Source organism: Hymenobacter negativus (assembly GCF_016056375.1).
GTDB classification, from domain to species: Bacteria; Bacteroidota; Bacteroidia; order Cytophagales; family Hymenobacteraceae; genus Hymenobacter; species Hymenobacter negativus_A.
Genome location: NZ_JAEDAE010000002.1, coordinates 450,944 through 473,379 on the forward strand (window position 1 = coordinate 450,944; position 22,436 = coordinate 473,379).

The 22,436-nt window shown below is 62.4% G+C and carries 13 protein-coding genes; 7 read left to right on the forward strand and 6 right to left on the reverse strand.

What is annotated here, in order from left to right; all coding sequences use genetic code 11:
- Nucleotides 1-9 precede the first annotated feature (9 nt).
- Nucleotides 10-1,860 carry an NPCBM/NEW2 domain-containing protein gene (locus I7X13_RS06850; RefSeq protein WP_198074885.1) on the forward strand — a complete coding sequence of 617 codons (1,851 nt, stop codon included), beginning with the start codon at nt 10-12 and terminating at the stop codon, nt 1,858-1,860.
- An 11-nt stretch (nt 1,861-1,871) separates the two neighbouring features.
- Nucleotides 1,872-3,917, forward strand: coding sequence for a glycoside hydrolase family 127 protein (locus I7X13_RS06855; RefSeq protein WP_198074886.1), 2,046 nt, complete (start codon nt 1,872-1,874; stop codon nt 3,915-3,917).
- A 179-nt stretch (nt 3,918-4,096) separates the two neighbouring features.
- Here the strand turns inward: I7X13_RS06855 and I7X13_RS06865 are convergent, their stop codons facing one another.
- The 3 genes from I7X13_RS06865 to I7X13_RS06875 form a co-directional block, all read right to left on the reverse strand.
- The gene (locus I7X13_RS06865) at nt 4,097-5,362 is read right to left on the reverse strand and encodes an MFS transporter (RefSeq protein ID WP_198074888.1); all 1,266 of its coding nucleotides are present in this window, start codon (nt 5,360-5,362) and stop codon (nt 4,097-4,099) included.
- Between the two features lie 21 nt (nt 5,363-5,383).
- Nucleotides 5,384-5,824: a MarR family winged helix-turn-helix transcriptional regulator gene (locus I7X13_RS06870; protein ID WP_198066792.1), complete on the reverse strand. Its 441-nt coding sequence runs from the start codon at nt 5,822-5,824 to the stop codon at nt 5,384-5,386.
- 151 nt (nt 5,825-5,975) lie between these two features.
- A complete protein-coding gene (locus I7X13_RS06875; RefSeq protein ID WP_198074889.1) occupies nt 5,976-6,938 on the reverse strand; it encodes a glycoside hydrolase family 43 protein in 963 nt (320 codons plus the stop codon).
- Nucleotides 6,939-7,345: 407 nt separating this feature from the next.
- Here I7X13_RS06875 and I7X13_RS06880 point away from each other — a divergent pair, with 407 nt between their 5' ends.
- From I7X13_RS06880 to I7X13_RS06890, 3 genes are all read left to right on the forward strand, one after another.
- Nucleotides 7,346-8,428, forward strand: coding sequence for a glycoside hydrolase 5 family protein (locus tag I7X13_RS06880; protein WP_233454696.1), 1,083 nt, complete (start codon nt 7,346-7,348; stop codon nt 8,426-8,428).
- A gap of 79 nt (nt 8,429-8,507) precedes the next feature.
- The gene (locus I7X13_RS06885) at nt 8,508-9,770 is read left to right on the forward strand and encodes a zinc dependent phospholipase C family protein (RefSeq protein WP_198074891.1); all 1,263 of its coding nucleotides are present in this window, start codon (nt 8,508-8,510) and stop codon (nt 9,768-9,770) included.
- Between the two features lie 155 nt (nt 9,771-9,925).
- Complete coding sequence (locus I7X13_RS06890; RefSeq protein ID WP_198074892.1) at nt 9,926-13,486, forward strand: T9SS type A sorting domain-containing protein; 3,561 nt, start codon at nt 9,926-9,928, stop codon at nt 13,484-13,486.
- Nucleotides 13,487-13,565: 79 nt separating this feature from the next.
- Here I7X13_RS06890 and I7X13_RS06895 read toward each other — a convergent pair whose 3' ends face one another.
- Together I7X13_RS06895 and I7X13_RS06900 are read right to left on the reverse strand one after the other, a co-directional pair.
- Nucleotides 13,566-15,341, reverse strand: a complete 1,776-nt coding sequence (locus I7X13_RS06895) for a T9SS type A sorting domain-containing protein (RefSeq protein ID WP_198074893.1) — start codon at nt 15,339-15,341, stop codon at nt 13,566-13,568.
- 166 nt (nt 15,342-15,507) lie between these two features.
- Nucleotides 15,508-15,987 (reverse strand): cupin domain-containing protein, encoded by a 480-nt coding sequence (locus I7X13_RS06900; RefSeq protein ID WP_198074894.1) that lies wholly within the window; start codon nt 15,985-15,987, stop codon nt 15,508-15,510.
- Nucleotides 15,988-16,287: 300 nt separating this feature from the next.
- Between I7X13_RS06900 and I7X13_RS06905 the strand changes: the two genes are divergently transcribed.
- Both I7X13_RS06905 and I7X13_RS06910 read left to right on the forward strand, forming a co-directional pair.
- The gene (locus tag I7X13_RS06905) at nt 16,288-19,596 is read left to right on the forward strand and encodes a pectinesterase family protein (RefSeq protein ID WP_198074895.1); all 3,309 of its coding nucleotides are present in this window, start codon (nt 16,288-16,290) and stop codon (nt 19,594-19,596) included.
- Nucleotides 19,597-19,796: 200 nt separating this feature from the next.
- Nucleotides 19,797-20,693, forward strand: coding sequence for a T9SS type A sorting domain-containing protein (locus I7X13_RS06910; RefSeq protein WP_198074896.1), 897 nt, complete (start codon nt 19,797-19,799; stop codon nt 20,691-20,693).
- A gap of 184 nt (nt 20,694-20,877) precedes the next feature.
- Here I7X13_RS06910 and I7X13_RS06915 read toward each other — a convergent pair whose 3' ends face one another.
- A complete protein-coding gene (locus I7X13_RS06915) occupies nt 20,878-22,257 on the reverse strand; it encodes a TolC family protein (RefSeq protein ID WP_198074897.1) in 1,380 nt (459 codons plus the stop codon).
- Between the last annotated feature and the right edge of the window lie 179 nt (nt 22,258-22,436).

The following is a 22,436-nucleotide window of genomic DNA, read 5'->3' on the forward strand; positions in this document are numbered from 1 at the left end:
AACAATAAAATGCAGAACGTCATGATGAGCGTAGCCCGTCGTCTATTGGCAGTGGCCGCCCTTCTCGGCACCATCCCCGCGGCTCATTCCCAGCAAGCCGCGTCCAGACCCGACTTCCACCAGTGGGCCACCACGCCGCCCATGGGCTGGAACAGCTGGGACTGCTACGGCCCTACCGTGACCGAAGCCGAGGTGAAGGCCAATGCCGACTACATGGCCCGCAACCTCAAAAGCAGCGGCTGGGAGTACGTGGTGGTGGACATCCGCTGGTACGTGGGCAACGACACGGCCCACGGCTACAACGAGAAAAACCCCGACTGGAACCTGGACGAGTACGGCCGCTTCGTCCCGGCCGTGAACCGGTTTCCTTCGGCTGCCGGCGGCAAGGGCTTTAAGCCGTTGGCCGATTACCTGCACAGCAAGGGACTGAAATTCGGGATTCACATCATGCGCGGGGTGCCGGTGGTGGCGGTGCAGCGCCGGCTGCCCATCCTCGGCACGAAGCTCACGGCGGCCGATATCTACTCGAAAGAGGGCCAGGCCCGCTGGCTGCACGACATGTACACGGTGAAAGCCGGGCCGGGGGCGCAGGAATACTACGACTCGCTGTTCAAGCTCTACGCCGCGTGGGGGCTGGATTTTGTGAAAGTCGATGACCTCTCGGAGCCCTACCACAAGCCGGAAGTAGAGATGATTCGGCGGGCCATTGACAAGTCGGGCCGCCGAATCGTATTCAGCACCTCGCCCGGCGAAACCCCGATTGCCGAAGCCACGCACGTGGCCGCCCACGCCAACATGTGGCGCACCGTGGGCGACTTCTGGGACAGCTGGGAGCAGCTCAAGGAGCATTTCGCGGTGTGCGCGCGGTGGGCGTCGCACATTCGGCCCGGCGCTTTTCCCGATGCGGACATGCTGCCGCTGGGCCGCCTGGGCATTCGGGCCGAGCGGGGCGATGACCGCATGACCCGCTTCACCCCCGACGAGCAGCGCACTCTGATGACGCTCTGGAGCATCTTCCGCTCGCCGCTCATGTTTGGCGGCGACCTGCCCAGCAACGATGCGGCCACGCTGGCCCTGATTACCAACCCCCGCTTGCTGGCCGTGAACCAGCGCAGCACCCACAACCGCCAGCTGTTTCGCCGCGGCGACCTGGTAGCCTGGACCGCCGACGACCCCGCTACCGGCGATAAATTCCTGGCCCTCTTCAACGCCCAGGACCAGGAACTGGCCCCCGCCAGCGAAGCCGCCTGGGCCAGTGGGCCCATTACCCGCCAAACCTCAGCCAAAACCGCTGAAGTAGACCTCGCCGGGGCTACCAAGCTCTACCTGACCGTGCGCGACGGCGGCGACGGCACCGCCTGGGACCACGCCGACTGGCTAAACCCGATACTGCTGAACAGCGACGGCAAACCGGTGCCGCTCACCACGCGGCCGTGGCGCCGCGCCACCGCCGGCTGGGGCAAGCCCGCCGTGAACAAAAGCGTGTCGGGTGGGCCGCTGCTGGTGGCTGGCAAGGCTTACGAAACCGGCATCGGCACCCACGCCAATTCCATCATTGAATACGACCTGCCGGCTGGCACCACCCGCCTCAGCACCACGGTGGGGCTCGACAACGCGGCGGCTGGGCAAAACACCGGCGGTACGCTCGATTTCCTGGTATTCACCAAGTCGCCTTTCCGCCCCGCACCCGCCGACTCGGTGCGCGTGCCGGTAGCGTTGCAGGAGTTGGGTGCGACGGCCGGGGCCAGTGTGCAGGACCTGTGGACCGGCCGGCAAATCGGTAAATTCACTACTGAGTTTGCGCCCTATGTCCGGCGGCATGGCGCGGCTCTGTATCGCATTTCAATTCCTAAGAAATAACGAAATTCCTCATGACTACTTCGAATATATTTCTGCTGGTTCTGGGGTTGGGTGCCGCCATGCCTGCCCATGCCCAACAGACCGCCGACTATCCCATTCGGGCCGTGCCCTTCACCAAGGTGAAGCTGACCGACAGCTTCTGGCTGCCGCGCCTCAAAACCAACACCGACGTCACCATTCCCGCGTCCTTCGCCCGCTGCGAAGCCACCAACCGGGTGAAAAACTTCGAGATGGCGGCGGCGAAATCCGGTAAGTTTGCCACGGTTTACCCCTTCGATGACACCGACATTTACAAGACCATTGAGGGCGCGTCGTACTCGCTGAGCGTGTACCCCGATGCCAAGCTGGATGCCTACGTCGACGAGCTAATCAGGAAGGTTGGCGCGGCCCAGGAGCCCGACGGCTACCTCTACACCGCCCGCACCATCGACCCCGCCCACCCGCACCACTGGGCCGGCCAGGAGCGCTGGGAAAAGGAGCGGGAGCTCAGCCACGAGCTCTACAACGCCGGCCACCTCTACGAAGCCGCCGTGGCCCACTACGAGGCCACCGGCAAGAAAACCCTGCTCACCATTGCCCTCAAAAATGCTGACCTGGTGTGCTCGGTCTTCGGCCCCGGCAAGCGCACCGTGGCCCCGGGCCACGAAATAGTGGAAATGGGCCTGGTGAAGCTTTACCGCGCTACGGGCAAGCCCGAATACCTCAGCACAGCGAAGTTTTTCATCGAAGCCCGCGGCCAGTACAAGGGCTACGACTCTAAGAGCGCCGACCCCTTCAAAAACGGCCAGTACTGGCAGGACGACCAGCCCGTGACGGCCCAGACCGAAGCCGAAGGCCACGCCGTGCGCGCCGAATACCTCTACTCCGCCATGGCCGATGTGGCCGCCCTCACCGGCGATAAAAAGCTGCTGGCCGCCGTGGACACCATTTGGCAAAATATGGTGGGCAAAAAGATGTATGTGCAGGGCGGCACCGGCGCGGTGCCCGCGGGCGAGCGGTTCGGGGCCAACTACGAGCTGCCCAACACCACGGCTTACAACGAAACCTGTGCCTCGGTAGCCGACGTGTACTGGAACCAGCGCATGTTCCAGCTCCACGGCGATGCCAAGTATGTGGACGTGATGGAAAAGGTGCTCTACAACGGCCTGATTTCGGGCGTGGGCCTCGATGGCAAGAGCTTTTTCTACTCGAATGCGATGCAGATTAAGAATGCCATGGGCTACCACGACACCGAGCCGGCGCGGGCGGGCTGGTTTGAGTGCTCGTGCTGCCCCACCAACCTGGCCCGCCTCATGCCCGCGCTGCCCGGCTACGTGTACGCGCAGAAAGACAGGGATTTGTATGTGAACCTGTTTGTGAGCGGCAACACCACGCTGCGCATCGGCAAGCAAAACATCGGCATCACCCAGCAAAACAATTACCCCTGGGACGGCGGCCTGAAATTCACCGTGAACCCGGCCACCGCCACCGATTTTACCCTGCGGCTGCGCATTCCCGGCTGGGCCCGCAACCAGGCCATGCCCTCCAGCCTGTACACGTTTGCCACGCCTTCCAGCCAGACGGCCACCATCAAAATCAACGGCCGGCCCGTGGCCTATACTCTGCAAAACGGCTACGCCGTGCTGGCCCGCAAGTGGCGCAAGGGCGACGTTGTCGACCTGACGCTGCCCATGGAAGTGCGCCGCGTGCTGGCCAACGCCCAGGTGAAGGATGACCTGGGCAAAGTGGCTTTGCAGCGCGGCCCGGTCATCTATTGCGCCGAGTGGAAGGACAACAACGGCAAAACCAGCAACCTCATCGTACCCGCCGGCACGGCCTTCAGCACCGCCTTCCAGCCCGGCCTGCTGAATGGGGTGATGACGCTGACGGCCACCGTGCCGGCCGTGGAAGTAGAGGCCACATCCGTGCGCACCGTGCCGCAAGCATTCACGGCCATCCCGTACTACGCCTGGGCCAACCGCGGCAAGGGCGAAATGACCGTTTGGTTTCCCGAGCGCGTCACCGCCGTGGACCTGCTCAGCCAGCCCACCGCTCAGGAGGCAGCAGCTGGGAAATAAGCGCCTAATCACTCTCAATAGATTCTCGGCGGACTGACCCCAATGCTGGTACTCACGCCTGCCAGCACGATGCCGGTGATGTTGTGCTTCGTCAGCTCCTCATCAAGCGCCGCGTGATAGAACGCGCGCCAGGTAACCATCTTAGGACGAGTAATAAAAGGATGGAACAGAAAAATGGATTACGCGGCGGTGGCTACTTCAGCGGGTGGTGTTGTGGCGGCAGAAACGGCCAGCCCGGCGGCCTTCACCTGGCGCAGGTTCCGAACGTACAGCAGCGCAATCAGCAAGGCCAACAGGCCTTCGGCCAGCACCGTGGGCTGCACGCCAATGCGCTCTGACACCGCCCCCACCAGCAGACTGCCCAGCGGCACCGACGCGGTATAAACCAGCACGTAAATGCTGATGACCCGGCCGCGCATGGCCGGCAGCATCAGCGTCTGGAGCAGGGTAATGCTGATGGTGGTTTGCGACATCATGCCAAAGGCACCCACCACCAGAAACGGCAGCGCCAGCCAGAACCACGGCGTATAGGAAAACAGCACCAGCCCCACACCGAATACGAACATATTTGTCATCAGCACCTTATTCAGGTCCTGGCTGGGCTTGAGGGCGGCCAGGTAGAGCGCGGCTATCAGCCCACCCAGGCCAATAGCCCCATCGAGCAGGCCAAACGTGGTGGCGGTGCCCCGGAAGATGTCCTTGGCATACACGGGCATCAGGTTGGTGAAGGGCAGCACCAGCAGGCCGGTGATACCCAGCATAGTGATGAGAAAGCGAATGGTGGGTGTATCCTTCACGTACTGAAACCCTTCTGTCAGTTCGCCCATGAGGTTTTTGGTGCGTGCCCGGGCCACATACGCCGGTAGCCGCAGTGCCAGCAGCGAGCCGATGACGGCCACGAAACTGAGCGCATTCAGCCCGAAGCATGCCACCGCCCCCAACTGCTCGATGGCGAAGCCGGCCACAGCCGGTCCCAGCAGCTTGGTCAGGTTCAGCATGGTCGAATTCATGGCCACGGCGTTGGGCAGGTCCTGCTTATTGTCCACCAGGTCGTACACCAGCGCCTGGCGGGCCGGCACGTCGAAGGCATTGATAATGCCCAGCACGCCGCTCAGGGCAATGATTTCCCACACCGCATCCTGCTTGAAATAGACCGCCAGCGTGAGCAGCAGGGCCTGCGCCATGGACAGCACCTGCGTCAGGAGCAGCACGCGGTAGCGGTTGTAGCGGTCCGACACCACCCCGCCCAGCAGCGAGAACACGGCCGACGGAAACAGCGTGGCAAACACGCTCACGCCCAGCATAAACTTGGACTGCGTTTGGGCATACACCACCCAGCTCACGGCGGTTTTCTGCATCCAGGTGCCCAGCAGCGACAGGGATTGCCCGGCAAAAAAATAGCGGTAGTTGCGGCTGCGGAAGGCGCGAAAAATGTCCGAATTCATGCAGAATAGGCGTGGGGTTGTCTAGTCAAAATCAACCAGTTTGGTGAGGGCGGGCAGCGCCTCACGCAGGCTGGCCAGTTCCTGGGCCGAGCAGGTTTTTTGCAGGGCCTGGTGCAGCCACTCATTCGTTTCCTGCTGCATGGCGGGAATCAGCGCCTCGCCCGCCGCCGACAGGCTAATTAGCACCTTGCGCTTATCGGTGGCCGAAGGCTGGCGCGTGATGTAGCCCAACTCTGCCAGGTGGCTCAGTATCTGCGACATGGATTGGGTGGTGACCTTCTCTTGTGCGGCCAGCTCGCTGGGCAGCAGCTGCCCGTGCTGGGCCAACAGCTTCACCACGGCCCGCTCGGTGAGCGACAGGGAAGAATGCGTTTGAGAGTGGCTGCGCAGCTTTTTCACCAGCCTGGAAACGACAGTGCGCAGCTCGGCGGCCAGGTGCAGGGTATCGGATTGGTCGGACATATCGGCAAGTAAACTTGTTAGTTTACTTACTAAATATACAATTGCCTGCCCGTTGTAGTTCGCACCAACGCAGAATGCCCTGACGCGCACAACCCAAGCATTTCGCTTAGGCCATGGGCAACAGGGCGTTCCATCTTCGTTTTGGTCCGTATTATTTTGCCGCCTTCACGCCTTCCGTGGTCATCACCACGCGCTTCATAGTGCCGTCCTTGTTGTAATACAGGTTGTCGATGCATACCGAGCGGCGGTAGCTGCCGCCGTCGGTATTCGCGCCGCCGTTGTGGTAGATGAAGTAAGACTGGCCTTTGAAGTCGATGATGGCCTGGTGGTTGGTGTTGGAGTTGCCGGCCAGCTCGTTCAGAATGCCTTTGTATTCCCACGGCCCTTCTAAGCTGCGGCTCATGGCGTACACTATTTTTTCGGGGAATTCGGAGGCGTAGCTGAGGTAATACCAGCCGTTGTGCTCGTGCACCCAAGGCGCTTCGGTGAAGCGCGGCAAGCCTTTCACGGTTTGGATGGGGCCGTCCAGCTCCGTCATGCTAGGCTTGAGTCTAGCGTAGTAGCAGGTGGTATTGCCCCAGAATAAATAGCCCTGGCCCTTGCTGTCGATGAAAACCGTGGGGTCGATATCGGCCCAGCTGATTTTGTCGTCGGGTGTCGCGTCGGGCGCAATCAGGGCCGAGCCCCGGGCGTCTTTGAACGGCCCGGTGGGGCTGTCCGCCACCGCCACGCCAATGGCCTTGCCGTGGATGCTGCCGTGCTCCACGGCCGCGTACCAGTAAAATTTGCCGTTGCGCGCAATTACCTGCGAAGCCCAGGCATCGTCCTTGGCCCAGGCAAAATCCGACACCCGGAGCGGCACCGGGTGCTCGGTCCAGTTCACCATGTCGGTGCTGGAAAAGCAGAGCCACTCGTGCATCACGTAGCGCTCCTGGCGGGCGGGGGCCTCGTCGTGGCCGGTGTAGAGGTACACGGTGCCCTTTTGCACCATGGCGCTGGGGTCGGCCGTGTAGTTATTGCGGATGATGGGGTTGCCGGCCGGGGTAGGAGCGGGGGGCGTTTGGGCGGCGGCCGTAGCGGCCATCAGGAGCAGCGCGGGGAGAAGCGGTTTCATGTAACAATAGATGGTAAGGCACTATGGGTGAAGGCGTACGCCCGCCCGGCGTGTAAGCTTGTGTGCAGCTTCAATTGGCCGGGCCCGGAGGGGCTATAAGACCAAGCATGCAGTGATTCGTGCTATGCTGATTCATTGCATGAACGATTGTGTAAGTCGACGTGAATTGATTGTTTAACCTGCTTCTTTTGTTTGGGAGGCAGCGCAACGCTGGCTTCTGCCTGCAATTAACTTCAATTTCTTCGCACAATCGTTTGTGTGTACACTCATAGTGTATGATGCTTCTGTGTGTAGCTTATTTTAGTGCCAGCCGGATTAAGCTACAGTGGGCGAGTACATCAGGGAAAGGGGGCACTAGTCGCATTATCGGCGTCATTTGCTAAATCATGCTTTTCACATTCCGACTCATGAAAAAAATACTCGTCCTGTGGTTTTTGCTGGTCGGCAGCAGCGGTTTTGCCCAGCCGGCTGCGGTGCGCTCCAAAGCCCGGGCCGGGGCAGGGGAAGTGTGGCCGGTGGCGCGGGCACAGGCCTGGTACCGGGCTCATCCGTGGATTAGCGGGGTCAATTTTATCCCGAGCACGGCCATCAACCAGCTGGAAATGTGGCAGGCCGCCACCTTCGACCCCGTCACCATTGACCGAGAGCTGGGCTGGGCCGAAGGCATTGGCTTCAACACCATGCGGGTATTTCTGCATAGCCTAGCCTGGAAGGAGGACCCGGCTGGCTTCAAGAAACGAGTGGGCGACTATCTGGCCCTGGCCAATAAGCACCACATCCAGACCATTTTCGTGTTTTTCGACGACTGCTGGAACAAAGTGCCTCAGGCTGGCCTGCAGCCCGCGCCCCGCACCGGGGTGCACAACTCGGGCTGGGTGCAGGACCCGGGCGAGCCCATCTCACGCGATTCGGCCGCCTTCAGCCAGCTGAAGCCATACGTGCACGACGTATTGACGGCGTTCCGCAGCGACCCGCGTATTTTGCTCTGGGACCTATATAATGAGCCCGGCAACTCCGATAAGCGCACGGCCTCCCTGCCGCTGGTGCGCAATGTGTTTGCCTGGGCCCGGGAGGTGAACCCCGCCCAGCCCCTCACGTCAGGCATCTGGGCCTGGGATTTCACTGCCCTCAACGCCTTGCAGGTGGGCAACTCCGACGTGGTGACGTACCACGACTACGAGGACGAGGCCTGGCACCGGCGCGTGATTCAGATGCTGCACACCACGGGCCGGCCGCTGGTGTGCACCGAGTACATGGCCCGCCCCCGCAACAGCCGCTTTTCCACCATCATGCCGCTGCTGAAACGTGAGAATGTGGGCGCCATCAGCTGGGGGCTGGTAGAGGGCAAAACCAACACTAAGTACGCCTGGGACACGCCCCTGACCGACGGCAGCGAGCCGGTGGAATGGTTTCATGAAGTATTCCGCCGCGATGGCACCCCGTATCGGCGCGACGAAACGGAGCTGATTAAAAAGCTGAACAGCAAGTAGCGGCCGGCCCGGAGCGGCAACGCGGCCGGCCCGTTTGCCGTTGCAAGCACCCAACGTTGTGCTTACCGTTATTTCCCCCATGCTTCGCTTTTATTCATTCGTGCTGGTTGTGCTGCTGGCGCTGACCAGCCGTCCGGCGGCCGGCTACGCCGTGCTCACGCACCAGGCCAACATCGACTCGACCTGGGAGCGCTGCCTGGTGCCGGCCATTCTGAAGCGCTATCCCGGCTCGACGCCCGAACAACTGGTTGATGCCAAGGCGTATGCCTACGGCGGGGCCATTATCCAAGACATGGGCTACTATCCCTTCGGCTCGGTGCTGTTCACGAACCTGACGCACTACGTGCGCTCCGGCGACTTCATTCGCAACCTCATCGACGAGTCCCGCGACCTGAACGATTACGCCTTTGCCCTGGGCGCGCTGGCCCACTACTCGGCCGACCTCAACGGCCACGCCGAGGGCACCAACCGCGCCGTGCCTTTGGTGTATCCCGACCTGAAAGCGAAATACGGCGACGTAGTGACTTACGAGCAGGGCCGCAAGCAGCACGGGCAGCTGGAGTTTTCGTTTGATGTGGTGCAACTGGCCAGCGGCAAGTACCACAGCCAGGACTACCACCAGAAGATTGGCTTCAAGGTGAGCAAAGCGCCACTGGAGCGGGCCTTCCTGAAAACCTACGGCCTAGAGCTGGGCCAGGTAATTGTGAACGTGGACCTGAGCATTGCCAGCTACCGCTTTGCGGTGAGCCAGCTCATTCCCACAGCGGCCCGCGCCGCCTGGCACTACAAGCGCAAGGACATCATGAAGCTGAGCCCCGGCGCCCGGCGGCGCGACTACATGGCGCGCAACCACCCCAACGCCTTCCGCAAAGAGTATGGCAAGGAGTATAAGCGGCCGGGTTTTGGGGCGCGCATCATTTCGTATTTCATCCGGGTACTGCCTAAGATTGGGCCACTAAAGCCATTTGCCTTCAAGCTGCCCACGCCGGAAGCCGAGCAGATTTTCCGGGCCAGCTTCCGCAAGGTGATGGTGAGCTACTGCGCCAACGTGGCCCGCCAACCCGCCGATACCACCGCCGCGCCCCTCACCCTGGCCAATGCCGACTTTGATACCGGCCATCCCACCCGCGCCGGCGAGTACGGCCTGGCCGACGAAACCTACGGCGAATGGCTGCGCAAGCTGGCCGGCAAGAAGTTCGAAAACCTTAGCCCCGTGGCCCGCCAGAACATCCTCGCTTTCTACGGCACCCAGCCCAAAACCCCGGCCTCGCAGGAAGAAAAAGAGGGCAGCAAACAGCAGGAAACCCAGGCCGCGCTGGAGCAGCTTCGCACGCTCCACTAAAAGAAAAAACCGGATGGACGGCAATTGAGGTATGTAAAAAAGCAAGTGCTTGCAAGGCTGGCTTTTTTACATACCTTTCTTTTTTTTAGCCTGTTCTGTCGGCTTTTGATGCTTTCGCTTACCTAACCCATCCATTCACTCACAAGTCCTTTTCTATGTTGAAACGCTACTTAATGGAAATGCCACCGCTGCGCTGGGCGCGGCGATTGGCTCTGTTTGTGCTGCTGCCTATGCTGGGCCAGGCCGCGCCGTTTACTCCCGGCAACGTGGTGGTGGTGCGCGTCGGCGACGGCTCGGCAGGCCTTACCAGCGCAGCCACCGCAGTGGTTTTACTTGAATACACGCCGGCCGGCGTGCTGGTGCAGTCCATACCCCTGCCCACAGCAGTGTCGGGCACCAATCGCATTTTGACGGTAGCGGGCTCTTCGACTACCGATGCGGGCCTGACGCGCTCAGCTGACGGCGCCTACCTAGTGATAACCGGCTACGATGCCGCCCCTGGGGTGGCGGCTGTAGCTGGTACGGCCCCGGCTACCACCAACCGCATAGTAGGACGCGTGGCTGCCGATGGCTCCATTGACACCAGTACGCGCCTGACCGATGCCACGGGCAACCTGCGCGCCGGTACCACGGTAAACGGCACTAGCTTCTACACGGCTGGTTCGTCGGGCGGGGTGCGCTACGTGCCCTTCGGCAACAACGGTACTTCAACCGTCATCAGCAGCACGCCCAGCAACCTGCGCTATGTTAATACGTTCGGGGGCAACCTCTACGTTAGCAGCGGCTCCTCGCCCTTCATCGGCGTTAGCCAGGTAGGCAGCGGTTTGCCCACCACCAGCGGCCAGACTACGGTACTGCTGCCCGGCTTCCCAGCTAACAGTGCTGTAAGCCCGCTGGCTTTCTACTTCGCCGACCTTAACCCTTCGGTACCAGGAGTTGATGTCGTCTACGTGGCCGACGACGGTAATACCGCAGCCGGCGGGGGCATTCAGAAATTTAGCCTGGTCGGCAGTACCTGGACCTACAACGGCACCATTACCGGCGGCTCGGGCTCGTCCATTCGCGGCCTCGATGGCCAGGTAGGTGCTACCGGCGTCGTTACGCTGGTGGCCAGCGGCAGCGGCTTATTCTTTCTCAACGATAACAGCGGCTACAATAACGCTCCTAGCACCGCTACCCTGCCGGCGGCCATTGCTACTGCTGGCACCAACTATTCTTTCCGTGGTGCGGCCTTTGCCAATGCCGTGCCCGTCATCACCAATATCGCGCCCGCCAGCGGGCAGACCGGTACCCCGGTAACGATTACAGGCACCAACTTCACTGGCGTAAAAGCTGTGACCCTGAACGGCGCGGCCATCACCGGTTACACGGTGGTGAACGCCTCCACCATTACCTTCAACGTGCCCACGGGGGCCACCAGCGGTACCATCACCGTGACCACGCCCCTCGGCACGGCCACCAGCCCCGGCACGTTTACCGTGCTGCCCGACAACCCGGCGCCCACCATCAGCAGTCTCTCCCCCAGCTCGGTGACGGCCGGCGCGGCCGCTCAGACGCTGACGGTGAACGGCACCAACTTCATCGCCTCGTCGGTGGTGAATTTCAATAATACCGCCCGTACCACCACCTACGTATCGGCCACGCAGCTCACCATCCAGCTCACGGCCGGCGACCAGGCCACGGCCGGCTCCTACAACGTGACCGTGACCAACCCCACGCCCGGCGGCGGCACCTCGGCGGCGGCCACGTTTACCGTTAGCCCGGCCGCGCTGCCCAACCTGGTGGTTAGCACCGGCACGGCGACGGCGCCCACGCCCATTACGGGCAACTACAACAACGTAACCATCAACCCCAATGCCTTCGCGGTGTTGGTAGGTCCGCTCACGGCCGCTGGCACGCTCACCATTTCAGGGGGCGGGGGCCTGGCCCAGAACTGCCAGTTGCTGAGCGGCACCGGCACCTTCGACCTGCAGGCCGGCGGCACGCTGGCTATCTGCGACCCGGCCGGCATTGCGCCCACGGGCGTGCCCACCGGTGCCGTGCTGCTGCTGGGCACCCGCACCTACAGCCCGCTGGCCAACTACATCTACAACGGCACCGCTGCGCAGGCAACGGGCCTGGGCTTGCCCACTACGGTACTGGCAGTGGGTGTGGCCAACCCAGCCAACGTGACCCTGAGCCAGGGCCTGAGCCTGACGCAGGGCCTGCAGCTGCAAAACGGCAACCTCATCACCAACAGCCAGCCCTTCACGCTGCTTTCGTCGGCCACGGGCACGGCCGGCGTGGTGAACGTGGGCGGCGTGGTAGTGGGCACGGCCACGGTGCAGCGCTACATCAACAGCAGCAACTCGCTGGGCTACCGCCACTACTCGGCCCCGGTGAGCAACACCACCTTCGCCGACCTGAACGCTCCAGGCTTCACGCCAGTGTTCAACCCGAGCTACAACAGCAGCGCCACGCCGGGTACCGTAAGGCCCTTCCCCACGGTGTTTGGCTACAACCAGGACCGCATTGCAACGGTGACCTCGAATGCCAGCGCGTTTGATAAAGGCTGGTTTTCGCCGGCCGGCTCCTCCGACCCGATGGCGGTGGGCAAAGGCTACACCGTGAATGCGCCGAACACGGCCCTGATTGACTTTGTGGGTACCCTGAACAACGGCCCCGTCGCCTCGGGCACCCTGAACCGTGGCACCGATGCCGCCGCCGGCTGGCACTTGCTGGGCAACCCCTACCCCAGCCCCCTCGACTGGAGCACGGTAACGCCCGCCCAGCGCCCCGGCATGGACGCCGCCATCTACGTGTTTGAAAGCGCCGGCCAGTACGGCGGCACCTACCGCGCCAGCGTGAACGGCGTGGGCGGCAACGCCAACAGCCCGCAGCCCATCGTGGTATCGAGCCAGGGCTACTTCGTGCGGGTAGCTTCGGGCCAGGCCAGCGGCCAGGTGAACCTCGACAACCCGAACCGCGTGACCACCTTCGGCGCGCAACCCAGCTTCGGCCGTGGCACCGCCGACACCCGACCCCAGGTGGCCCTCACGCTGCAAGGCGCCTCGGTGGCCGACGCGGCCTACGTGTACTTCCAGGCCGGGGCCACTGCCGGCAAGGACGTGGAGTTTGATGCCACCAAGCTGCCCAACTCGCACGGCCTGAACCTGACCTCGCTGGCCGGCGGCGAAGCCCTCGCCATCAACGGCCTGCCCGTGCTGGGCACGGCCACCGTGCTGGTACCCTTGAACGTGGCCGCCCCGCAAGCCGGCAGCTACTCGCTGACTGCCGATGCACTGGCCAACCTGGCCGGCACCACCGTGACGCTGATAGATGCCCTGAGCGGCACCCGCACGGTGCTGAACGTCAACTCCACCTACGCCTTTAGCCTGAGCAGCACCACGGCCACCGGCCGCTTCGCGCTGGAGTTCCGTCCGGCGGGGGCCCTGGCCACCACGCCCGCCCAAGCGCTGGCGGCCCAGGTGCAGCTGTTTCCGAACCCGGCTTCGTCCTCGTTCCGGGTGCAGCTGCCGGTACTGGGCAGCAAAGCCGTAGTGGCCGCCACCCTCACCAACGCCCTCGGCCAAACCGTGCTGAGCCGCTCGCTGAGCGCACCTGCCGGCCAGGCCATCGACGCGGAGTTTGACGTGCACGCCCTGGCGACCGGCGTCTACACCCTGCGCCTGACCGTGGACGGCACCCTGCTGGTACGCAAAGTGGTGGTGGAATAACCATCGGCCATCGAGTATAAAAAAGGCCGGCCCTTATTGGGTCGGCCTTTTTCATTTGTCTTGATTTCAGAGGTTTGTCTTACTCCACCGTGAGCGGCCGGCTGGTGCGCTGAGCGCCGACTTGAATTTGCAGGTGATAGAGGCCGGGCATCAGCCCGGACAGCGGCAGCACGGCGGTGGCGCCGGTGGCGGGCAGCGTTAGCCGCTGGGACTTTACGTGCCGGCCGAGGCCATCCAAAAGCGTGAGCGTGGCCTCGGTGGTGCCGGGCACGGGCGGGATGTGCACGGTGGCGGCGGTGTGGGCCGGGTTGGGGGCCAGGCTCAGGCCGGCCAGCGGCGTGGCGGCAGTGGTGGCCAGCCCGGTCGCATCGTCGAGCGCCGCCAGGAAGGGGACATAGCTGGTGGCCGGGTAAACAAAAGAGATGGTGCCAAAACTAGCCTGGGTGTAGACCACGCCAGCAGTGTAAAGCGTGGTGCCGCTAAGCGCGGCCGCGTAGGTCTGGTCGTTGAAACGGCCACCGGCCTGTTGTGCCCAATCGAACCGGGCACTGCTGCCCAGGTCGGTGATTTTGGTGGCAAAAATGTCGGGGTAGCCGTTGCCACCGCCGAAGTTATTTAGCGAATAGGAGCCAAAATCAATATTTGCACTGTTGAAATAGCCCGTCATGTACGCCTGCGCTCCGCTCACGGCCAGGCCGGTAACGTAGTCGTTTTCGGTGCCGCCCAGGCCCTGTGCCCAGGCAACGGTGCCGGTGTTGCCCGTATCGGTGAGCTTGGTCAGGAACACGTCAAGAGTCGCGGCCGGGCCGGAGTTGGTGAGGGTGGTGCCCCCGATGCGCAGAACCGGAGAATCGAAGCCCCCAGCCAGGTAGATGCCGAAGCCACTCACGGCCAGCGCACTGGCGTATTCGCCCTTGCCCTCGCCGATATTTTGCGCCCAGGCAAAGCCCGGTGCCGTGCCCGTATCGGTGAGCTTGGCCACGTACACGCTGTAGCTGGTGCCCACCTTGGCCAGGCTCAGGTTGCCGAGGCTCAGCGTGGGGCTATTGAAGCTGCCGGTCAGGTACACGTTCGGGCCGCTCACGGCCACGGCGCGGCAGTTGTCGTTGGCGGTGCCGCTCAGGTGTTGGGTCCAGGCAAAGCTGCTGGTGCTGCCCGCATCGGTGAGCTTGGTGAGGAAACCATCGGCGGAAAAATTCTGCAGGCTGCTTTTGGTGAGGGTGGTAGGGCCGAAGGCCACCGTCGGGCTTTGGAAGTAGCCGGCCAGGTACACGCTGCCGCCGCTGGTGGCCAGGCCCGTCGCAAAGTCGTTGTCCGTGCCGCCGATTTGTTTCGCCCAATCAAATCCGGCGGAGCTGCCCCCATCAGTGAGTTTGGCTACGAATATGTCGACCAGGCTAGTATTCAGCGTGGAGCTGGTGAGCGTAGTCGAGCCGAAAGTGGCCGGCCCATAAAATTCGCCGCACACGTACACGCTATTCCCACTCACGGCCAGGCCTTTCACGGCGGTGGCATACGCGGAGGCCGGCTCAGCCCAAATGAAATTGCCAGTAACCGGGCTCCATTTGGCCACAAATACGCTTTCGCCCCGCGTGCTGGTCAGCATAAAAGCACCGAAATACACCGTGCCTATAAATTTGCCCGCCAGGTAGACATTGCCGCTGGCATCGGTGGCCATAGCCTCCACGCTGGAAGAATTGGCGCCAGAGGCCGATTCTGTGACGGCAATGGCCGACTGCCAGACGGGAACCTGAGCACGGGTGCCGCCGCTGGCCAGCAACACAATGAGCAGCAGCAAAAGCGCCCTTACGCGCAGGCCGCAACCAACAGAACCTGTAAATAATGCAGAAATCATAGCCAGTAGAGAAGGTGGAAAGGATGCTCTAAAGGTACTCCCCGAAGCAATTAGGCCGGCACTTCAGCTATTCAAACACACAGGCCAATTCTTCCCTCAGTCCCACGCCCGCCAACGGGCTGCTGCCGCTGGATGTGCCAGCCCCGCAGGAGCCGCGAGCATGGCGCTAAGTAAATTGTTCGATAACCGCAGCCTGCGCCGGAAACTCGTGGGTTAGCTGGGTGCGGTCGGCCAGCTCGAAATCCGCAAAATCGAAGCCCGGCGCCACCGTGCAGCTCACCAGCGCAAAGCCAACGCCGCCCTGCACGCGGGCCCCAAACCACGTATGCGCCGGCACCACGGCCTGGGGCATTTCGCCCCGCGCCACGTTGTGGCCCAGCGTGAGGACGGTAAGCTGACCGTTTTCCAACAGCAGCACCTCCAGGGGCTGGCCCTGATGGAAAAACCACAGTTCATCGGACTGAATGCGATGGAAATGCGACTTGTTTTCGTTTTCCAACAGGTAATAGATGGCGGTGCTTGCGTTGCGCTGGGCACCGCTCGCGGCCGTGGTGTGAAGGCTGGCCCGGTAGGTTTCGCGGTAGTAGCCGCCTTCGGGGTGGGGCTGCAGGTGCAGCTGCTGAATGAGGTCGTGGGCGGTAGTCATGGTGGCGAAAGTAAACAGCAGTCGCGCAGAGTAGGAGGGGAGGCCACTGTTGCCGATGCTTCCATACCCGGCAGATGGTGTCGAACGGCGGCCCGCAATGCTCTGCTTTCGTCCGAAATTCCTCGCGGCCGAAGGCGGCAGTTTTGGTTCTGGTGTGCTGCCCCAACTGACGCGCTGGGAACGTTCCCGGCATCGATTGCGAGGATTTAATCGGCTCGTTCAGTACTGTACCGGCAGGTTGAAGCCTACCTTTCTTACTGCTAATTCACGGAATTCCTGCCCAACACCAAACCTTCATTTATGAACCGAATATTTACCCTGCGCACCGCGTTTACCGGTGCGCTCGTGCTGCTGCTGCTGGCCCTGTGCCCCCGGCTGTACGCCTACGACCTGACGGTGGCCAAAGACGGCACCGGCAATTACACCACCGTGCAGGCCGCCATCGACGCGGCCCCCACCGGCCGCACCGCGCCGTTTACCATTTTCATCAAGAACGGCAAATACAAGGAGTTGATTGTGGTGCCGGCCACCAAGCCCTTCATTCAGCTGGTGGGCGAGAGCGTGGGCAATACTGTGTTGACTTACAACAACTCGGCCGGTACGCTCGTGAATGGCGTGGCGCTGGGCACCCAGAACTCGGCTTCGGTCACCATCAACGCCACCGACTTTTCGGCCCTAAACCTGACATTCGAAAACTCTTTTGGCGAGGCTTCGTCAGGTGGACAGGCCGTGGCCATTCTGGTGAATAACGACCGGGCGGCCTTCCGCAACTGCCGTTTCCTGGGTAACCAGGACACCATGTACCTCAAGGGCAACGGCACGCCGCGCCAGTATTTCGTGAACTGCTACATCGAGGGCAATACGGATTTCATTTTCGGCAGCGCCGTTGCCTTGTTTGAAAACTGCAACATCTACGCGAAGAACAAAACCACCACCAACACCTCCTACATTGCCGTGCCCAACACGCCAGCCGGCCAGGCGTTTGGCCTCGTGTTTAAGAACTGCAACGTGACCGGGCACTCGGTGGCCGGCGGCACCCGCTACGACCTGGGTCGCCCCTGGCAGGCCAACCCCAAAGCGGCGTTCCTGAATTGCAACCTGTCCACGCCCATCATTCTCGACGAGGGCTGGTCACCCACCAGTTCGGCCGGCACGGCCACCATCCGCGACTCGTATTTCGTGGAGTACCAGAACACCCACTTCAACGGCAAGGCCATCAACGTGAGCAGCCGCGTGCTCTCGGGCCAGGGCCTCACGCCCCCGCAGCCTTCCTCGCAGCTCACCGCCGCCGAAGCCGCCACTTACACCAAAGCCAACATTCTGGGTGCCTGGGACCCCTGCACGCTGATTGACTGCGCCACGCCGTTTGTGAAATCGGTAATCGTCAATAACTTCCGGGGCGTGAAAGGCGCCACCACATCGGCCTTCACCTGGAATACGAGCTGGCCCATCAGCGGCGACGTGCTGAGCGTGTACCGCGCCACGGCCACGCCTCCCGCTGTCCTCGGCGCATTCACCGTGGTGAGCACCCAGACCGAGCCCAGCGACACGATTTTCAACTACTCGTATTCCGATGCCATTCCGGCTTCCGGCAGCCTGTATAAGTACTTCGTGCGCGGCAGCGTCACCCCGAACCAGATTTCGTCGGACACCGTGACCATTACCAGTGCCCCCACCATCGTGGCCACGGGCACGCTGGGCAATTTTACCCAGCAGCTGGGCACCGGCTCGCCCGCCCAGAGCGTGGCCGTTTCGGGGTCCGATTTGACCGCGCCCATTGTCGTCACGGCTTCGGCCAACTACCAGGTTTCGCTGACTTCGGGCGGTACCTACGCCAGCAGCGTGAGCCTGAACCCCACCACCGGCGCGGTAGCCAGCACCCCGGTCTACGTGCGCCTGAATGCCACCACGGCCGGCACCTACCCCGGCACGCTCACCCTCACCAGCACCAATGCCACCACCGTGCGCCTGACGCTGAACGGCACGGCCATCGTAGCGCCCACGGTTACGTCGAACATTCTGCAGTACTGGCCTTTGCGCGTGAATGCTTCGGACAGCACCCAGGCCCGCAATGCCCGCCTGGCCGCCACCACGCCCACGCTCAAGCGCCTGTATTTATCCAATGGCACTACGATGGCCACCATTCCGGCCTACTCCAACCTCTATGGCCAAGCCTTCGGGCCGTCTGTTAATGGCGACGGTACCTGGACTACGGTAGGCGGCACGCTCAACCGCATGTATTACGAGCAATTCACGGTGAACGTGCCCGCAGGCGCTTCCACGGTGCGCGTCGATTCGCTGATTTTCAACTCGGGCTTCTACAACACCAGTTCCAACACGAAGATGGGCATCGTGTACTCGCTGAACGGCTTCACCACGCCCGCCGACTCCACCGAGATTTCGGGCGTAACCGGCCCCGGCGGGGCACTGGCCCTCACCGCCAGCGGCACCTTCAACCGCTCGTTCCCGCTCCTGAACGAGACGGCCGCCAACACCAACCTGTACCGTGTGGCCCTGAACGGCCCAAGCACCACCAACCCCAGCGGCGGCGTATCGGTGGCCGGTGGCCAGACACTGACCATCCGCCTGTACTTCGCCTGCGGCAGCACCGGCACCCCGCGCTACGCACTCCTGAAAAACTTTCGCGTGAAAGGCGATGTGGTGGCCGCCCCCATCGTGTCGACGGTGCTGGAGCACTGGCCCCTGCGCGTGAACAACGCCGACAGCACCCAGGCCCGCAGCAGCCGCGTGGTGTCCACCACGCCCACGCTCAAGCGGTTGTACCTGTCCAACGGCACTACCATGGCTTCCATCCCGGCCTACTCCAACCTCTACGGTCAGGCCTTCGGCCCCTCGGCCAACGGCGATGGCACCTGGACTACGGTGGGTGGCACCCTGAACCGGATGTACTACGAGCAGTTCACCCTGACCATGGCCGCCGGCTCGTCGGCGCGGGTCGATTCGCTGCTGTTCAACTCGGCGTTCTACAACACCAGCTCCAATACCAAGATGGCCGTGGTGTACTCGCTAAACGGCTTCACCACGCCCGCCGACTCGACGGAAATAGTGGGCGGCACCGGCCCCAACGGCGCACTCGTGCTCAGCGCCAGCGGCAATTTCACCAACTCGTTCCCGCTGCTGAACCGGACGACGGCCAACACCGACCTCTACCGCGTGGCCCTGCGCAACGGCGGCGTAAACCTAGCCAGCAGCCAGACCTTGACCGTGCGCCTGTACTTCGCCTGCGGCAGCACCGGCACCCCGCGCTACGCCTTCCTGAAAAACGTGCGCTTCAAAGGTGCGGCACAGGCCATGCTGGCCACCACGCCTGCCCAGGTGCTGGCCGCCCAGGTGCAGCTGTACCCAAACCCGGCTGCCGGCCGCTTCCACCTGCAATTGCCGCAGCTGAGTGGCGCGGCCGCCCAGCAGCCCATCACGCTGCGCCTGTTCAATAATGTTGGACAACAGGTGCTCACGCGCAACATGCCCGCCACCTCCGGCCGCGCCGTGGAAACCGAGGTTGACGTGCACAGCCTGGCCCCCGGCATCTACAGCCTGCGTCTCGAAGTAGCAGGCACGCCCATCACGCGCAAAGTGGTGGTTGAGTAGGTTAGAATACCGGCCTCAACACCGGAAAAGAGCCGGCCCGCCTGGGCTGGCTCTTTTTGCTTGTTGCCCGGTTCAGGAATGTGCAAAACGGACTTTTCGTGCTGTTGGTAAGAAAGATAGAGGCAGGCTTAAACCCCACCACGACCATTTGGTCTATTGAGAGTAAAACCTGTTAATCAATCATTTCTTCCTGAATCATTATGAAATCAAACGCACCTAAAATTCTGGCTTTGCTGCTGCTGGTTGTCCTGTCAGCTACGGTAGCGGGGGTGGCGCGCGGCGGCCGGCACCGCCAGCCCGGAGACCGGCCCATTCGCCGTGAAGTCCGCGCCTATTTCCAGGCCAACATCATGCCCGTGCTGCAACAGCAGCGCCAGAAGCTGGAGCCCCAGCTCACCGCCGCCGACCGCGCCCAGCTGGCCACCTACCGCACCCAGCTCAAAGCCCTGAAGGAGCAGGGACAGGCCCTGCGCCGCAGCGTGGCGCCCGATGGCACCGCTGCCCCCGCCACGCGCCCTACGCTCAGCGGAGCCCAGCAGAAGCAGGTCCACGACCTGCGCTTCCAGGCCCAGGGCATCATGCTGAACGTGGCCCAGATGGCCCGGAAATACGACGCACCCATCGCGCAGCTCACCCAGGAAGTAACCTCGCAAAAGGAAAAATGGGCCACCGATATCAAGGCCATCGTGGCGAAAAATGCCACACCCGAACAGCAGCAGAAACTGGCCGCCATGCAGGGACGTCAGCATGAGCGCGGCGGTTTGCGCCGCTTCTTCAAGCCCGCTATGTTCCTACTAATGGACCCCAATGCCCCTGCTGCCAACAAAACGGAACTTGGCGTCGGCAACACCAACTTCTACCCAAACCCTGCCGCGCCCACCAGCCAGCTCGATTACGAGGTGAAGAAAACAGGCCCCGTCACCATCGACCTGCTCGACAAGGATGGCAACAAGCTACGCACGCTGGTATCGGAAGCCAGCCAGGAAAAAGGCCCGCAAACCCAGCAACTCGATTTGCACGATGTACCGGCCGGCACGTACTTCTACAAAATCACGACCAAAGGCGGCACCCAGACCAAGCGCTTTGTGAAAGAGTAACCGCCTGTCATTGCGAGTGGAGCGCAGCGGAACGCGGCAATCCGTCCTGTTCTCAGCGACCAACCTAATGATGTGACAAAACTTTAATTGAAAGCCCCGGCACTGTGCAGTGTCGGGGCTTTCTGGTAAATGGGAGGGACTGGTTTTGCCAGGACGGATTGCTTCGCTGCGCTCGCAATGACAGTTACGGGGCCTGCACCAGCCCGCCGCTCAGGCGGCGCAACGCAGTTTCGGCCTGCTTGGCCGAATAGCGGATATCCAACAAGCGGGTTTCGGCATCGAGCTGGTTGCGCTGGGCTTCGCGCAGGGCCAGGGGCGTGAGCAGGCCCAGGCGGTAGCGCTCCAGGGCAATGTCCACGTTCTGGCGGGCCAGCTGGATGTTGGTTTCTTCTAGGTCGAGCAGCTGCAAAAAGTTCTGGTATTGCGCGAAAGCGGTGGCGGCATTGGCGTCGAGCTGCAGGTCGGTCTGGGCCAGGCTGAGCTTGCTTTGCTCTTCCACCACGCGGGCGTTCTGTTCCTGGCGGCGGATGTTGAAGCCGTTGAAAATGGGCACCGAGGCCGTGACCCCGTAGTTCAGGCCCTGCACGGAGTTGGTGCTGGTGGTGAGCACCGTGCCGGCAAAAGCCGCGTTGTTGATGTTGCGGGTGAGGCCGTAGCCCGATACCAGCCCAATTTGCGGAAAGCGCGAGGCCCGAATGAGGCGGCGGTCATACGTGGCCACATCAACGCCCAGCTTGGCTTGGGCGAGGCGCGGGTTATTGGCCTTGATGCCGGCCGTAATCACATCCTCGCGCAGGTCGCGGGTCACGGTCAGGCTGTCGCTGGGCTCAAAATCGAGGCGTGGCGTGCGGCCCAGCAGGTTGTTGAGCGTGATTTTGGCCGCCGCCAGTGCCTGCTGCTGCTGCAGGAAAAGGCTGCGGTCGGCGTTGTAGTCCACGCGGGCGGTCAGCACTTCCACCTTGGCGCTCACGCCCACATCCACCCGCCCCTGGGTAAGGTCGATGCGGGCCTGGCCGATTTTCAGGGCTTCTTCGAGTGAGGTGATTTTGCCGGCCTGCCGCACCACGTCGTAGTAGGCGTTGGTCACGGTTTCTACGGTTTCCTCCACCGTGGCGCGGGTGATTTGCTGCTGCTGCTGGCGCAGAGTTTTCAGCCGGTCGTAGGCAATGAACATGCCCAGGCCGTCAAAAATCGTCCAGCCCAGCGTCACATTCGTGTTGAAAGCGTTAGAGCTCGCCCCGTTCACAATGCGTGGGTCGGCCTCGCCAAAGCGCTGGTTGATGTTGTTGTTGTTGAATGTCCGGGTCAGATTGCCAGTGAGGCTGGGCAGCTGGCCGGCGTTGCCCCGGGTCACGTTGTTCTCCGCAATCTGCACATCCTGCCGCGAAAGCAGAATGCCGTAATTGTGCTGCAGCGCCTCGGCAATGGCCTGCTGCAGCGACAGCGCCGGGGCTGGAGCCACTGTGGCCGGCCGCGCCAGTTGGTTGGGCCGGGCCTTGGGCACCTGCTGCGCCACCGCGGCGAAGGGGAGGAGGGAAAGGAAAAGAAGCTGGGGGAATTTCATGAAAGGAAAATCAGAACATCAAACTCCCCTCCTTACCAAGGAGGGGACGTTGGCGCGAAGCGTCAGCTGGGGTGGTGCCACCGGAGGGTGGGCTTTGGGATTGACTGAACAAAGCACGTGACACCGTTCAACGCCAACAACCACCCCCGTCCGAGCCTTTGGCTCGAGCATCCCCTCCT

What these genes read in the sequence shown, in the direction of transcription:
- I7X13_RS06895 (WP_198074893.1), bottom strand. Translation starts at nt 15,341, where the DNA reads ATGATTTCTGCATTATTTACAGGTTCTGTTGGTTGCGGCCTGCGCGTA.
- I7X13_RS06885 (WP_198074891.1), top strand. Translation starts at nt 8,508, where the DNA reads ATGCTTCGCTTTTATTCATTCGTGCTGGTTGTGCTGCTGGCGCTGACC.
- I7X13_RS06870 (WP_198066792.1), bottom strand. Translation starts at nt 5,824, where the DNA reads ATGTCCGACCAATCCGATACCCTGCACCTGGCCGCCGAGCTGCGCACT.
- I7X13_RS06875 (WP_198074889.1), bottom strand. Translation starts at nt 6,938, where the DNA reads ATGAAACCGCTTCTCCCCGCGCTGCTCCTGATGGCCGCTACGGCCGCC.
- I7X13_RS06865 (WP_198074888.1), bottom strand. Translation starts at nt 5,362, where the DNA reads ATGAATTCGGACATTTTTCGCGCCTTCCGCAGCCGCAACTACCGCTAT.
- I7X13_RS06890 (WP_198074892.1), top strand. Translation starts at nt 9,926, where the DNA reads ATGTTGAAACGCTACTTAATGGAAATGCCACCGCTGCGCTGGGCGCGG.
- I7X13_RS06915 (WP_198074897.1), bottom strand. Translation starts at nt 22,257, where the DNA reads ATGAAATTCCCCCAGCTTCTTTTCCTTTCCCTCCTCCCCTTCGCCGCG.
- I7X13_RS06910 (WP_198074896.1), top strand. Translation starts at nt 19,797, where the DNA reads ATGAAATCAAACGCACCTAAAATTCTGGCTTTGCTGCTGCTGGTTGTC.
- I7X13_RS06905 (WP_198074895.1), top strand. Translation starts at nt 16,288, where the DNA reads ATGAACCGAATATTTACCCTGCGCACCGCGTTTACCGGTGCGCTCGTG.
- I7X13_RS06900 (WP_198074894.1), bottom strand. Translation starts at nt 15,987, where the DNA reads ATGACTACCGCCCACGACCTCATTCAGCAGCTGCACCTGCAGCCCCAC.
- I7X13_RS06855 (WP_198074886.1), top strand. Translation starts at nt 1,872, where the DNA reads ATGACTACTTCGAATATATTTCTGCTGGTTCTGGGGTTGGGTGCCGCC.
- I7X13_RS06850 (WP_198074885.1), top strand. Translation starts at nt 10, where the DNA reads ATGCAGAACGTCATGATGAGCGTAGCCCGTCGTCTATTGGCAGTGGCC.
- I7X13_RS06880 (WP_233454696.1), top strand. Translation starts at nt 7,346, where the DNA reads ATGAAAAAAATACTCGTCCTGTGGTTTTTGCTGGTCGGCAGCAGCGGT.